The 14,894-nt window shown below is 71.2% G+C and carries 5 protein-coding genes; 4 read left to right on the top strand and 1 reads right to left on the bottom strand.

What is annotated here, in order from left to right; genetic code table 11:
• Positions 1 to 67 precede the first annotated feature (67 nt).
• Both QTI45_RS20520 and QTI45_RS20515 read left to right on the top strand, forming a co-directional pair.
• Positions 68 to 955, top strand: coding sequence for a LysR family transcriptional regulator (locus tag QTI45_RS20520; protein ID WP_286655688.1), 888 nt, complete (start codon positions 68 to 70; stop codon positions 953 to 955).
• A 172-nt stretch (positions 956 to 1,127) separates the two neighbouring features.
• On the top strand, positions 1,128 to 10,079 hold the full coding sequence (locus tag QTI45_RS20515) for an autotransporter-associated beta strand repeat-containing protein (RefSeq protein WP_286655687.1): 8,952 nt from the start codon (positions 1,128 to 1,130) through the stop codon (positions 10,077 to 10,079).
• 1 nt (position 10,080) lies between these two features.
• On the opposite strand, the gene QTI45_RS20510 is transcribed toward QTI45_RS20515, so the two are convergent.
• On the bottom strand, positions 10,081 to 11,070 hold the full coding sequence (locus tag QTI45_RS20510; protein ID WP_286655686.1) for an SDR family oxidoreductase: 990 nt from the start codon (positions 11,068 to 11,070) through the stop codon (positions 10,081 to 10,083).
• A 189-nt stretch (positions 11,071 to 11,259) separates the two neighbouring features.
• Here QTI45_RS20510 and QTI45_RS20505 point away from each other — a divergent pair, with 189 nt between their 5' ends.
• Both QTI45_RS20505 and QTI45_RS20500 read left to right on the top strand, forming a co-directional pair.
• Entirely contained in the window at positions 11,260 to 12,555 is a 1,296-nt protein-coding gene (locus QTI45_RS20505; RefSeq protein WP_286655685.1) for an Nramp family divalent metal transporter, read from the top strand.
• A gap of 34 nt (positions 12,556 to 12,589) precedes the next feature.
• Positions 12,590 to 14,878 carry an ATP-dependent DNA helicase gene (locus QTI45_RS20500; RefSeq protein WP_286655684.1) on the top strand — a complete coding sequence of 763 codons (2,289 nt, stop codon included), beginning with the start codon at positions 12,590 to 12,592 and terminating at the stop codon, positions 14,876 to 14,878.
• Positions 14,879 to 14,894 lie beyond the last annotated feature (16 nt).

Raw genomic sequence — 14,894 nt, 5'->3', positions numbered from 1 at the left:
ACTCTTGCGAGTTCAGAATTCGTGAATTCGGAATACTGACCTTTGCCTCGCCGCTCCCGGAGCCCCCATGTCCAATCGACTCGACGCCCTGCGCGTCTTCTGCACCGCAGCCGACGCCGTGAATTTCCGCGACGCCGCGGTGCGGCTGTCGGTGTCGCCGCAGGTCGTCACCCGCGCCGTGCGCGAACTCGAGGAAGAGCTGGGCGAGCCGCTCTTCCACCGCAACACGCGCGGGGTGCAACTCACCGATTTCGGCCGCGGGCTGGCCGATCGGGCACGGGCCGCGGTCGACGGCGTCGACGGCCTGTTTCACCGCAGCGATCGCCGGGCGCTGTCGCAGCATGCCGGCACCGTGCGGGTCGCGGCTCCGGGCGTGCTCGGGCGCCGGCTGATCCCGCAGGCGCTGGCTCCGATGCTGGTGGCCCATCCGGGACTGACGCTCGATCTGCGCCTGTCCGAGCAGCTGGCAGACGTGGTCGACCAGCAGATCGATGTCGGCGTGCGCATCGGGCCGCTGCGCGACAGCCGCTTCGTGGCCCGCCCGGTGGCCAAGGTGCCGTTCCGGGTGGTGGCCGCGCCCTCGCTGATCGCCCGCACCGGTGCGCCCGACAGCATCGAGGCGCTGTCCGCACTGCCGCGCACCGCGCTCATCGACCGCAACTCGGGCCGGCCCTGGCCCTGGCTCTTCAGCCGGGGGCGGCAGCTGCCGATGCCTCCGGCTGCGTTCATCACCGACGACACGGACGCCGAATTCGCCGCCGTGCTGGCCGGCCTGGGCTTCGGACAGCTGGTGGCGTCGATGGCGCAGGCGGCATTGGACGCGGGCCAGCTGGTGTCGGTGCTGGACGCCGAGGCGCCGGAGCCGTGGCCGATGTATGTCTACCGCGCCCAGCGCGCGCCGGTGCCCGCACGCGTGCGGCTGGTCTACGACGAACTGGTGCGCGCGCTGGGCTGAGGGGCCAGCTGGCGCAGTTGCGATTCGCCCACAAGATGCATTTTGTAGTGCTTCATACGCGAACTTAAGTCGCACTTTGCCCGACCGAATTGAACTGAAAAGGACTAATAAACGGCCGGGTCACTCAACAATTCGACTCCTTCAGCAAGTCAGAACTGACGAGAGACATCGAATGAATCGTGTGCACCGCCTGGTCTTCAATCGTGCCAAGGGCGTTTGCCAGGCCGTCTCCGAGACCGCCACCGCCGCTTCCGGCGGTGCGCCGGGCATGGGCGGTACGGCGGCGTTGCCGAGGTTGTCGGTGCTCGCTTCTGCTTGCGTTCTGGCCATCGCGGCCCTGTCCGCGGGCGGCGCCAGGGCGGATGGCGGTGCCGGTGGCAACGGCCAGAACGCCGGGACAGGCGGCGCCGGCGGGACGCTGGCTGCGCCCGCGGGCGTGGTCGGAGGCACGGGGACGGCGGGCGGCTCCACGATCGGCGGGGGCGGCGGTGGTGGCGCGGCATTGATCGGCGGCGCGACCGCCGGCAACGGCGCGGTGGGCGGCAGCGGCGGCCTCGCGAGCGGTGCCAGCGGTGCGGGCGGCGCCGGCGGCACTGTGGTGAGGCGAATCACGGGCGCCGCCGCCGCCACCGTGAGCGCAGCCACCACGGGCGGCAGCGGCGCGGCCGGCGGTGCGGCCACCGCGGCGGACGCTGGCGGCCATGTCCACGGCGGCGGCGGCGGCGGCGGCGGCGGCGCGGCCGGCGTGGTGTCGACCGCGACGGGCACGGTGACCGTCAACGCTGCCGTGACCGGGGGCGCGGGCGGCAACGGCGGCAGCGCAGGGCCGATGGGCGCGGGCGCTTTCGGAGCGGGCGGCGGCGGCGGTGGCGGCCAGGGCGGCGCGGGGCTGTCGTCGGCCAGTGGCGGTGCCGTGACGGTCAGCGCGACCCGGACGGTCAGCGGCGGGAGCGGCGGCGCGGGCGGTGCGGCCACGCTCGGTTCGGGGGGCGCGGGTGGCGCCGGCGGCACCGGCGTGGAGATCGCCGGCACGCGCACCCTCACCAATTCGGGAACGATCCAGGGCGGCGCCGGCGGTGCCGGCGGCGTTTCCAGCCAGGGCGGAAGCCTCGGCCAAGCCGGGGCGGGCGGCGTTGCGATCAAGGCGAGTGGCGGCGCGACGGTCATCAACAGCGGGACGATCACCGGCGGCCTGGCGGGGACGGGCGCCGGCGCTGCCGGGGTTCGCGCCGATGCGATCCAGTTCTCAGGTGTCGGCAACACGCTGACGCTCCAGGCCGGTTCCACGATCACGGGCAATGTTGTCGCGACCGCAGGCGGCAGCGACAGGCTGGTCCTGGGCGGCAACACGAGCAGCAGCTTCGATGCCAGCCAGATCGGCAACACGGCCCAGTACCGCAATTTCGCGACCTTCCAGAAGACGGGCACCAGCACCTGGACGCTGACCGGCACGACGACGGCGGTCACGCCCTGGTCGATCCAGGCAGGAACCCTGGCGATCGCTTCGGACGAAAGCCTGGGCGCCATCGCCGGCAGCCTGACCTTGGCGGGCGGCACGCTCCAGACGACCGCCGACGTGACGTCGAACCGTGCGGTCAGCCTGGGCACGGGCGGCGGCACGTTCAACACCGACGCCTCCACGACCCTGACGCTGGGCGGCGCCATCACCGGCAGCACCCGCCTGACCAAGGTCGGCAGCGGCACGCTGGTGCTGGTCGGTAGCGACAGCCACAGCGGCGGCACGACCATCACGGCCGGCACGCTGCAGGTGGGCAACACCACCACGGCCGGCACCCTCGCCGGCAACGTGACGGACAATGCCGAGCTGATCTTCGCCAACACGGCGGCGCCGATCGCGGGCGTGATCTCGGGCAGCGGCACCGTCACCAAGACCGGCACCGGCACGACCGTGCTCACGGGCACCAACACCTACACCGGCGCGACGACCATTTCGGCCGGGACCCTGCAGGTCGGCAATGGTGGCACCACCGGCGCGATCAGCGCTGCCAGCGCCGTGACGAACAACGGCACCCTCGCCTTCAACCGCAGCAACAGCTTCACCTTCAGCAACGTGATTTCCGGCAGCGGTGGCGTGAGCCAGATCGGTGGCGGCACGACCACGCTGAGCGGCGCCAACACCTACAGCGGCGGCACCACGATCTCGGCCGGCACCTTGTCGGTGGCGAACGACGGCAACCTCGGCAACGCGAGCGGCGGCATCACCTTCAACGGTGGCACGCTGAGCACCTCGGCGGGCTTCACGTCGAACCGCGCGGTGACGCTGAACGCGGGCGGCACGGTCAACACCAACGCCAACACGCTGACACTGAATGGCACTCTCTCCGGCAGCGGTCGTCTGACCAAGGCCGGCAGCGGCACGCTGGTGCTGACCGGCAGCGACAGCCACAGCGGCGGCACGACCATCTCGGCCGGCACCCTGCAGATCGGCAACACCACCACGGCCAGCACGCTCGCCGGCGATGTGACGGACAACGCCGCGCTGGTCTTCGCCAACACGGCGGCGCCGATCGCGGGCGTGATCTCGGGCACCGGCACCGTCACCAAGACCGGCACCGGCACGACCGTGCTGACCGGCAACAACACCTACACCGGCGCGACGACCATCTCGGCCGGGACCCTGCAGGTCGGCAATGGCGGCGCCACCGGTGCGATCACCAGCAACGTCGCCAACGCCGCCGCGCTGGTCATCAACCGTTCCGGCACGCTCACCTATGGCGGTGTGATCTCGGGCGCCGGCACGGTGACGCAGAACGGCACAGGCACGACCGTGCTGACGGGCAACAACACCTACACCGGCGCGACGACGATCTCGGCCGGGACCCTGCAGGTCGGCAATGGTGGCACCACCGGCGCGATCAGCGCTGCCAGCGCCGTGACGAACAACGGCACGCTCGCCTTCAATCGCAGCAACAACGTCGCCTTCAGCAACGTGATTTCCGGCAGCGGAGGCGTGAGCCAGATCGGTGGCGGCACGACCACGCTCAGCGGCGCCAACACCTACAGCGGCGGCACCACGATCTCGGCCGGCACCTTGTCGGTGGCGAACGACGGCAACCTCGGCAACGCGAGCGGCGGCATCACCTTCAACGGCGGCACGCTGAGCACCTCGGCGGGCTTCACGTCGAACCGTGCGGTGACGCTGAACGCGGGCGGCACGGTCAACACCAACGCCAACACGCTGACGCTGAACGGCACTCTCTCCGGCAGCGGCCGCCTGACCAAGGCCGGCAGCGGCACGCTGGTGCTGACCGGCAGCGACAGCCACAGCGGCGGCACGACCATCACGACCGGCACTCTGCAGATCGGCAACGTCACCACGGCCAGCACGCTCGCCGGCGACGTGACGGACAACGCCGCGCTGGTCTTCGCCAACACGGCGGCGCCGATCACGGGCGTGATCTCGGGCACCGGCACCGTCACCAAGACCGGCACCGGCACGACCGTGCTGACGGGCAACAACACCTACACCGGCGCGACGACCATCTCGGCCGGCACGCTGCAGGTCGGCAATGGCGGCGCCACCGGCGCGATCACCGGCAACGTCGCCAACGCCGGCGCGCTGGTCATCAACCGTTCCGGCACGCTCACCTACGGCGGCGTGATCTCGGGCGCCGGCACGGTGACGCAGAGCGGCACCGGCACGACTGTGCTGACGGGCAACAACACCTACACCGGCGCGACGACGATCGCTTCCGGCACCCTGCAGATCGGAAACGGCGGCACCATTGGCGCGATCACCGGGTCGGGCGCCTTGGTGAACAACGGCACGCTGGCCTTCAACCGAAGCGACAACGTCGCCTTCAGCAAGGTGATTTCCGGCAGCGGTGGCGTGAGCCAGATCGGTGGCGGCACGACCACGCTCAGCGGCGCCAACACCTACAGCGGCGGCACCGCGATCTCGGCCGGCACCTTGTCGGTGGCGAACGACGGCAACCTCGGCAACGCGACCGGCGGCATCACCTTCAACGGCGGTACGCTGAGCACCTCGGCGGGCTTCACGTCGAACCGCGCGGTGACGCTGAACGCGGGCGGCGGCACGGTCAACACCAACGCCAATACGCTGACGCTGGGCGGCGCCATCAGCGGCAGCGGCGGCCTGACCAAGGCCGGCAGCGGCACGCTGGTGCTGACCGGCAGCGACAGCCACAGCGGCGGCACGACCATCTCGGCCGGCACCCTGCAGGTGGGAAACGCGACCACGGCCGGCACGCTCGCCGGCGACGTGACGGACAACGTCGCGCTGGTCTTCGCCAACACGGCGGCGCCGATCGCGGGCGTGATCTCGGGCAGCGGCACCGTCACCAAGACCGGCACCGGCACCACCGTGCTGACCGGCAACAACACCTACACAGGCAACACGACCATCTCGGCCGGCACGCTGCAGGTCGGCAATGGCGGCGCCACCGGTGCGATCACCGGCAACGTCGCCAACGCCGGCGCGCTGGTCATCAACCGTTCCGGCACGCTCACCTATGGCGGCGTGATCTCGGGCAACGGTTCGCTGACGCAGAGCGGCACCGGCACGACCGTGCTGACCGGCAACAACACCTACACCGGCGCGACGACCATCTCGGCCGGGACCCTGCAGGTCGGCAATGGTGGCACCACCGGCGCGATCAGCACTTCCAGTGCCGTGACGAACAACGGCACGCTGGCCTTCAATCGCAGCGACGCCGTGAATTTCGCCGGCGCGATCAACGGCAGCGGCGGCGTGAGCCAGATCGGTGGCGGCACGACCACGCTGAGCGGCGCCAACACCTACAGCGGCGGCACCGCGATCTCGGCCGGCACCTTGTCGGTGGCGAACGACGGCAACCTCGGCAGCGCGGCCGGCGGCATCACCTTCAACGGCGGCACGCTGAGCACCTCGGCGGGCTTCACGTCGAACCGTGCGGTGACGCTGAACGCGGGCGGCGGCACGGTCGATACCAACGCGAACACGCTGACGCTGGGCGGCGCCATCAGCGGCAGCGGCGGCCTGACCAAGGCCGGCAGCGGGACACTCGTGCTGGCCGGCACCGATACCCACAGCGGCGGCACGACCCTCTCGGCCGGCATCCTGCAGGTGGGCAACGCGACCACGGCCGGCGCGCTCGCCGGCGACGTGACGGACAACGCCGCGCTGGTCTTCGCCAACACGGCGGCGCCGATCGCGGGCGTGATCTCGGGCACCGGCACCGTCACCAAGACCGGCACCGGCACGACCGTGCTGACGGGCAACAACACCTACACAGGCAACACGACCATCTCGGCCGGCACGCTGCAGGTCGGCAATGGCGGCAACACCGGCGCGATCACCGGCAACGTCGCCAACGCCAGCGCGCTGGTCATCAACCGTTCCGGCACGCTCACCTACGGCGGCGTGATCTCCGGCGCCGGCACGGTGACGCAGAGCGGCACCGGCACAACCGTACTGACCGGCACCAACACCTACACCGGCGCCACCAGCGTCGCAGCCGGAACCTTGCAGGTCGACGGCGCGCTCGGCAACACCGCCGTCAGCGTCGCGAACAATGCCACGCTGGCGGGCAGCGGCTCGATCGCCGGAACCGTGACGGTCGCCGATGGCGGCACGCTGCAAGGCCGCAGCGGTCAGACGCTGACCACGGGCGCGCTGACGCTGGGCAGCAGCTCGAACATCAATGTGGCACTCGGCGTGCCGAGCAGCACCGCGCTGTTCCAGGTCAACGGTGCCCTCACGCTCGCCGGCCAGGTCAACGTCACCGACCTCGGCGGCTTTGGCCCCGGCATCTACCGGCTGATGAACTACACCGGCGCGCTGACCGACAACGGCCTCTTGGTCGGCAGCACGCCGAGCGGCACTTCGCTGTCGGTCCAGACCGCCGTTGCACAGCAGGTCAACCTGGTCAACACGACCGGTCAGACGCTGAATTTCTGGGATGGCGGCAGCGCAGCCAACCTCAACAACGGCGCCGTCGACGGTGGCACCGGCACCTGGACGGCGAGCTCCGGCAACTGGGCGAACCAGAACGGCACCCTCAATGCCCCGATGTCGCCGCAACCCGGTTTCGCGGTGTTCCAGGCGACCCCGGGCACGGTCACGGTCGACAACGCGCAAGGTGCAGTCGCCGTCACCGGCATGCAGTTCGCAACCGACGGCTATGTGGTGCAGGGCGGCCCGGTCCAGCTGGTCGGGACGCAGGCGATCATCCGTGTCGGCGACGGCAGCGGGGCGCCCATTACCGCCACGGTCGGCGCCGAGCTCGCGGGCACGGCCAAGCTCGAAAAGACGGACTCGGGCACGCTCGTGCTCACCGGCGCCAACAGCTACAGCGGCGGCACGCTGATCTCGGGCGGCACGCTGCAGCTGGGCGATGGCGGCACCAGCGGCTCGATCACCGGCGACGTGGCGAACAACGGCACGTTGGTCTTCCATCGCAGCGACGCCGTGAACTTCGCCGGCGCGATCAGCGGCAGCGGCGGCGTGAGCCAGATCGGCAGTGGTACGACCACGCTCAGCGGCGCCAACAGCTACGGCGGCGGCACCACGATCACGGCCGGCACCTTGTCGGTGGCAAACGACGGCAACCTCGGCAACGCCAGCGGCGGCATCATCTTCAACGGCGGCACGCTGAGCACCTCGGCAGACCTCACGTCGAACCGCGCGGTGACGCTGAACGCGGGCGGCGGCACGGTCGACACCAACGCGAACACGCTGACGCTGGGCGGCGCCATCGCCGGCAGCGGCGGCCTGACCAAGGCCGGCAGCGGGACACTCGTGCTGACCGGCAGCGACACCCACAGCGGCGGCACGACCCTCTCGGCCGGCACGCTGCAGGTGGGCAACGCGACCACGGCCGGCACGCTCGCCGGCGACGTGACGGACAACGCCGCACTGGTCTTCGCCAACTCGGCGGCGCCGATCGCGGGCGTGATCTCGGGCGGCGGCACCGTCACCAAGACCGGCAGCGGCACGACCGTGCTGACAGGCAACAACACCTACACCGGCGCCACGACGATCTCGGCTGGCACCCTGCAGCTCGGGAACAGCGGCACCAGCGGCTCGATCCTCGGCGACGTTGCCAACAACGGCACGCTGGCCTTCAACCGCAGCGACGTCGCGACCTTCGCCGGTGCCATCTCCGGCAACGGCGGCCTGAACCAGATGGGCCCCGGCACCACCATCCTGACCGCCAGCAACAGCTATGGCGGCGGCACGCTGATCTCGGGCGGCACGCTGCAGCTCGGCGCCGGCGGCACGAGCGGCTCGATCAGCGGCGACGTGGTCGACAACGGCACCCTCGCCTTCAACCGCAGCGATGCGGTGAATTTCGCCGGCGCGATTTCCGGCAGCGGCGGCGTGAGCCAGATCGGCGGCGGCACGACCACCTTGAGCGGCAGCAACAGCTACATCGGCGGCACCCGGATCACGGCCGGCACGCTGGTCGGTGCGGCCGACAGCTTCGGCAGCGGCCCGATCGTCGACAACGCCGCGCTCGAAGTCCGGCAGGCCACCGATGCCAGCTTCGCGAATGCGATCTCCGGCAGCGGCAGCTTCGTCAAGAGCGGTGCCGGCGCGCTGAACCTCACGGGCGACAGCAGCGCCTTCGCCGGCAGCACGCGGGTCAGGGCCGGCACGCTGGCGGTCAACGGAGCGCTCGGCGGCACGCTGACGATGGACAGCGGCACCACGCTCAAGGGCAACGGCACCGTCGGCACGACGCTGGTGCAGTCGGGCGCGACCGTGGCGCCCGGCAATTCGATCGGCACCCTGCAGGTGGCCGGCAATATCACGCTGGCCGCGGGCTCGACCTACCAGGCCGAGGTGGCGGCCGACGGCCGCAGCGACCAGATCCGCGCCACCGGGACGATCGCCCTGCAGGGCGGCACGCTGGCACTGGTGGCCGACGGCAACTGGAACCCGACCGCCAGCTACACCCTGCTCGTCGCCGGCGGCGGCGTGACCGGGCGCTTCGGCAGCGTCACGACCAACTTCGCGTTCCTCGACCCGACGATCGGCTACGACGCCCAGGACGTGGTGCTGGGCCTGAAGCGCAACGACGTGAGCTTCGAGTCGGTCGGCGGCACGCCGAACGAGAGCCGGACCGGCACAGCGGTCGAAGCCGTGGGCGCGGGGCCGCTCTACAACGCGGTGGTCCAGCTCGATGCCGCGACGGCGCGCAAGGCCTTCGCCCAGCTCGGCGGCGAGCTGCATGCCTCGCTCAAGACCTTGGCGATCGAAGACAGCCGCTACGTGCGCGACGCCGGCCTCGACCATGCGCGCCGCTCGCTCGGCGGCGTCGCCACCGGCACCGACACGGCAGCGAAGGACGGCGTCTGGGCCTATGCCTACGGCGCGCGCGGCGACATTCGCGGCGACGGCAATGCATCGCAGGTCGACGGTTCGACCGGCGGCCTGCTGATCGGCGGCGACACGCGCGTCGGAGACGACTGGCGGGTCGGCCTGATGGGCGGCTACAGCAGCGGCAGCGCCGACGCGCGCGCCTCGTCCGCCAGCAGCGACAGCTGGCACCTGGGCGTCTACGGCGGCCGGCAGTGGGGCGCGCTGGGGCTGCGGATCGGCGCCAGCTACAGCGACAGCAGCATCGACACGCGTCGCAGCGTGCTCTTCGGCAGCTTCGCCGACCTGCCGACCGCCAGCTACAAGGCGCAGACCGCGCAAGTGTTCGGCGAGCTGGGCTGGCGCATCGACGCCGGTGCCGCCACCGTCGAGCCCTTCGCCGGCCTGGCGTATGTGAACCTGCACAACGACGACTTCACCGAGCGCGGCGGCTTCGCGGCCCTGCGCGGCACGGGCGGCAGCGAGGACATCGGCTTCAGCACGCTGGGCGTGCGCGCCAGCAGCAAGATCGAGCTCGGCGGCAGCACGCTGACCTTGCGCGGCATGCTCGGCTGGCGCCACGCCATCGGCAGCACCAGCCAGTACGCGTCGATGGCGCTCTTTGCGCAGCCCGCATTCGTCGTCGCCGGCGTGCCGATCGCGAAGGACGCCGCGGTGATCGAGGCCGGCGTCGACTTTGCCCTGCGCCGCGACCTGACCCTCGGCGTCTCCTACATCGGACAGGCCGGCGACGGCGTGAAGGACAACGGCATCAAGGCCAGCCTGCTGTGGAAGTTCTGATCTACACCGCGCCCACGCTGCCGGTCACCGGCAGCACGATCCCCGTGATGTAGCTGGCGCAGCACGGTGCCGCCAGGAACACGTAGGCCGGCGACAGCTCCTCGGGCTGCGCCGGCCGCCTCATGTCGGTGTGCCTGCCGAAGTCCTTCACCTCGTCGGCGGGCCGGTCGGCCGGGTTCAGCGGTGTCCATACCGGGCCCGGCGCCACCGCGTTGACGCGGATGCCCAAGTGCAGCAGGTTGCTGGCCAGCGACTTGGTGAAGGCGTGGATCGCGCCTTTGGTGGTCGCATAGTCGAGCAGCTCGGCGCTGCCTTCGAGCCCGGTCACCGAGCCGGTGTTGATGATCGAGCCGCCGCTCGGCAGGTGCGGCACCGCGGCGCGCGCCATCTGGAAGTAGCCGAAGACGTTGGTCCGCAGCGTCAGCTCGAAGCGTTCGTCCGTGATGTCCTCGATGGTCGCCGCATGCAGCTGGAAGGCGGCGTTGTTGACCAGGATGTCGAGCTTGCCGAAGGCCTGCAGGGTCTCGTCGACCGCGCGCTGGCAGAAGGCCGGGTCGCGCACGTCGCCCGGAATCAGCACGCAATGCTTGCCCTCGGCCTCGATGCAGCGCTTGGTCTCCTCGGCATCGACCTGCTCTTCGTGCAGGTAGACGATCGCCACTTCGGCGCCCTCGCGCGCATAGAGCAGCGCCACGGCGCGCCCGATGCCCGAGTCGCCGCCGGTCACCAGCGCCACCATGCCGTTGAGCTTGCCGCTGCCGAGATAGCTCGAGGCCTTGAAGCGCGGCTGCAGGTCCATGTCGGCCTCGAGCCCGGGCTTCCTGAGGTGCTGGCCGGGCATCGGGTTCTCGGGTTCGGGCCGGTGCCCGGCCTGCACCGCCTTCCTGCTGCTGGCCGGCCCGGCGGCGGACCGATCCTTCGCGTCCTGTTCGCGCTGCACCTTGCGGTGCTCGACGGCGACGCCGCCGGTGGGTTCGCTGGAAGAAGTCATGCGGAGGGCTCCTGGAAATCGGGTGGACATGGCTGCAAGCTAGGCTGCCCGGCGTGCCGCCCTTGTCGTCCGGGACCGCGTGCAGGGCGCAGACTCGACGCAGTCCGACGGCGCGTCGGCGCCGCGACCTATGCGTCGCGGCCGGGCCGGCGGCGATGCTGCCGCACGCCCATCTTCCGGAGCCCGCCGATGAACACGCCTGCGGCGCCAGCAAACGGCGGAGCCACGCCCGCGAAACAGCAGTGGTGGTCCAAGCTCGGCCCGGGCCTGATCACGGGCGCCGCCGACGACGATCCGAGCGGCATCGCGACCTACTCGCAGGCCGGCGCGCAGTTCGGCTACGGCGTCGGCTGGACCCTGCTGCTCACCTATCCGCTGATGATGGGCATCCAGCTGGCCAGTGCCCGCATCGGCCGCGTCACCGGCAAGAACCTCACCGAGACCTTCGCGCGCTTCTGTCCGCGATGGCTGGTGGCGGCGCTGGTGCTGCTGCTGCTGGTCGCCAACGTGATCAACCTCGGCGCCGACCTGAGCGCCATGGGCGATTCGGCGGCGCTGGTGCTGCCCGGCCGGCCGGCCTGGTACGCGGCCGGCTTCGGCATCGCTTCGCTGCTGCTGCAGGTGTTCCTGCCCTACGAACGCTACGTGCGCGTGCTCAAGTGGCTCACGCTGTCGCTGTTCGCCTACGTGGGCGTGGTGTTCGCGGTCGATGTGGACTGGGCCGCGGCGTTGCGGGGCACCGTGGCGCCGAACTTCCACTGGAGCCGCGAGTACGTCACCACGGTGGTCGCGATCCTCGGCACCACCATCAGCCCCTACCTGTTCTTCTGGCAGGCCTCGCAGGAAGTACAGGAGATCAAGCGCGTGGCCGAAGACCATCCGCTGCGCATCGCGCCCGAGCAGGCGCACCGGCAATTGCGCCGGCTGCGCCTGGACACCGCGGTCGGCATGGGCTTCTCGAACCTGATCGCCTTCTTCATGATCACCGCCGCCGCGGCCACGCTGCATGCCAGCGGACAGACCCGCATCGAGACCACCGCCCAGGCCGCCGCCGCGTTGAAGCCGATCGCCGGCGACGCGGCCTTCGGGCTGTTCGCGCTCGGCATCCTCGGCACCGGCATGCTCGCGCTGCCGGTGCTCGCGGGCTCGGCGGCCGAGGCGGTGGCGAGCTACTTCCGCCTGCGCAAGGGGCTCGACCTGCCGCTGGCGCGCGGCCGCAGCTTCTACGCCATCCTCGCGGCGGCGATGCTGCTGGGCGTCGGCATCAGCCTGTCGGGGCTCAATCCGATCTCGGCGCTGTACTGGGCGGCGGTGATCAACGCCGTCATCTCGGTGCCGGTGATGATCGCCGTGATGATCGCGTCGTCCAGTCCCAGGGTGATGGGCCGGATGGTGCTGCCGCGCAAGTGGCAGGTGCTCGGCTGGCTGGCGACCGCGGCGATGGCGGCGGCTTCGGTGGCGCTGGGGGTGGTTTCGTTCATCTAGGGAAGCGTCGGGCGCTGTATATTCATCCAGCCCCATGGCCACCCTCCCTTCCTCCTCCGCCGCCGCGCCGCTGCTGGTCTCCGTGCGCACGCTGTGCGCCTTCGCTGCCAAGGCCGGCGATCTCGACCTGCGCTTCGTGCCGGCCCCGAGCGCCCAGGAGGGCCAGGCGGGCCATCGGCTGGTGCAGGCGCGCCGCGGCCTCGACTACGAGAGCGAACTCGCGCTGTCGGCCCGGTTCGGCCGGCTGACGGTGCGCGGGCGTGCCGATGGCTACGATCCGCGTCGGCGCCGGGTCGAGGAGATCAAGACCTATCGCGGCGACTTCGCGCGCGTCAAGGCCAACCACCGCGCGCTCCACTGGGCCCAGGCCCGAAGCTATGCCTGGATGCTGTGCGAGCGCGATGCGCTGCCTGCGCTCGACGTCGTGCTGGTCTACCTCGACCTCGGCACCGAGAAGGAAACGCTGCTCGAGGAAAGCTGGACCCGGGCCGACCTGCGGCAGCACTTCGAGGCGCTCTGCGAGCGCTACCTGGCGTGGGCCGAGCAGGAGGCCGCGCACCGGGCGGCACTCGATCCGGCTCTGGCCGCCCTCGCCTTCCCGCACGGCGGCTTCCGGCCCGGCCAGCGCGAACTCGCGCAGGCCGTGTACCGCTCGGCCAGTTCCGGCCGGCCCTTGCTGGCCCAGGCGCCGACCGGCATCGGCAAGACCGTCGCCACGCTGTTCCCGCTGCTCAAGGCGCGGCCGGCACGCAAGCTCGACAAGATCTTCTTCCTGACCGCGAAGACCTCGGGCCGCGCGGTCGCGCTCGGCGCGCTGCAGACCCTGGGCCGCGCGCAGGCGCCGCTGCGGGTCCTCGAGCTGGCAGCGCGCGAGAAGGTCTGCGAGTACCCCGGGCGGGCCTGCAACGGCGACGATTGCCCGCGGGCGCGCGGCTTCTACGACCGCCTGCCGGCGGCCCGCGGCGAGGCCGTCCAGGCCGCCTGGCTCGACCGCGAGGCGCTGCGCGGCATCGCGCTCGCGCACGAGGTCTGCCCCTACTTCCTGGCGCAGGAACTGGTGCGCTGGAGCGACGTGGTGGTCGGCGACTACAACTACTACTTCGACGGCAGCGCCTTCCTCTATGCGCTCACCAGGGACGAGGAATGGCGCGTCGCCCTGCTGGTCGACGAGGCCCACAACCTGCTGGACCGGGCCCGCGGGATGTATTCGGCGCAGCTGGAGGCGACTGCGCTCGAGACGGTGCGCGCCAAGGCGCCGCCGCCGATCCGGAAATCGCTGGGCAGCCTGGCGCGCGAATGGCAGCTGCTGCAGCGCGACCAGGTTGCGGCCTACCAGCCCCACGACCAGATTCCGGAGCGCTTCGCGCGTGCGCTCCAGGAGGCGGTCTCGCTGATGGCCGAGCATTTCGCGGCGCGGCCCGACGAGCCGCCGGGCGCGCTTCAGCAGTGCTTCTTCGACCTGCTCCAGTTCGCCCGGCTGGCCGACAGCTTCGGCAAGCATTCGGTGTTCGAGGCCACGCTGGGTGCCGAGGGCGCGCATGCCCTCGCGATTCGCAACCTGGTTCCCGGGCCCTTCCTGCAGGCGCGCTTCGCGGATGCCGCTTCGGCCGCCTGCTTCTCGGGCACGCTGGCGCCGTTCTCGTTCTATCGCGACACCCTGGGGCTGCCCGAAGACACCGCGACGCTGGACGTCGGCTCGCCGTTCCGCAGCGAGCAGCTCACGGTGCGGGTCGCCATGGACCTGTCGACGCGCTTTCGCGACCGCGACCGCTCGCTGGACGCGCTGGTCGACGTCATCGCGGCGCAGTTCGGCCGGCGGCCGGGCAACTATCTGGCCTTCTTCAGCAGCTTCGACTACCTGGCCAGTGCCTCGGCCGCCTTCGAGCGCCGCCACCCCGGCGTGCCGGCCTGGCAGCAGTCGCGCGGCATGCGCGAGGCCGAGCGCGACGCCTTCCTGGCGCGTTTCGTGGCCGGCGGCCAGGGGGTCGGATTCGCGGTGCTCGGCGGGGCCTTCGGCGAGGGCATCGACCTGCCCGGCGACCGGCTGGTCGGCGCCTTCGTCGCCAGCCTGGGCTTGCCGCAGCACAACGAGCCCAACGAGGTGATGCGCGAGCGCATGGACGCGCTCTTCGGCGACGGCTACGAGTACACCTACGTGTACCCGGGCCTGCAGAAGGTGGTGCAGGCGGCCGGGCGGGTGATCCGCAGCGAGACCGACGCGGGCGTGCTGTACCTGCTCGACGACCGCTTCGCGCGGCAGGAGATCCGCGCGCTGCTGCCGGCCTGGTGGGAGGTGCAGCCGGTGTTCGCGGGCGCGCGCTGAGGCTCGGCGGCCGGCC

The organism is Variovorax saccharolyticus (assembly GCF_030316765.1).
GTDB classification, from domain to species: domain Bacteria; phylum Pseudomonadota; class Gammaproteobacteria; order Burkholderiales; family Burkholderiaceae_C; genus Variovorax; species Variovorax saccharolyticus.
Note: the sequence above shows the minus strand (reverse complement) of the source record. Positions and strands in the feature narration are given on the sequence as shown.

Excerpts from the sequence above, each read along its gene's own strand:
- QTI45_RS20520 (WP_286655688.1), top strand. The coding sequence starts at position 68 with ATGTCCAATCGACTCGACGCCCTGCGCGTCTTCTGCACCGCAGCCGAC.
- QTI45_RS20515 (WP_286655687.1), top strand. The coding sequence starts at position 1,128 with ATGAATCGTGTGCACCGCCTGGTCTTCAATCGTGCCAAGGGCGTTTGC.
- QTI45_RS20510 (WP_286655686.1), bottom strand. The coding sequence starts at position 11,070 with ATGACTTCTTCCAGCGAACCCACCGGCGGCGTCGCCGTCGAGCACCGC.
- QTI45_RS20505 (WP_286655685.1), top strand. The coding sequence starts at position 11,260 with ATGAACACGCCTGCGGCGCCAGCAAACGGCGGAGCCACGCCCGCGAAA.
- QTI45_RS20500 (WP_286655684.1), top strand. The coding sequence starts at position 12,590 with ATGGCCACCCTCCCTTCCTCCTCCGCCGCCGCGCCGCTGCTGGTCTCC.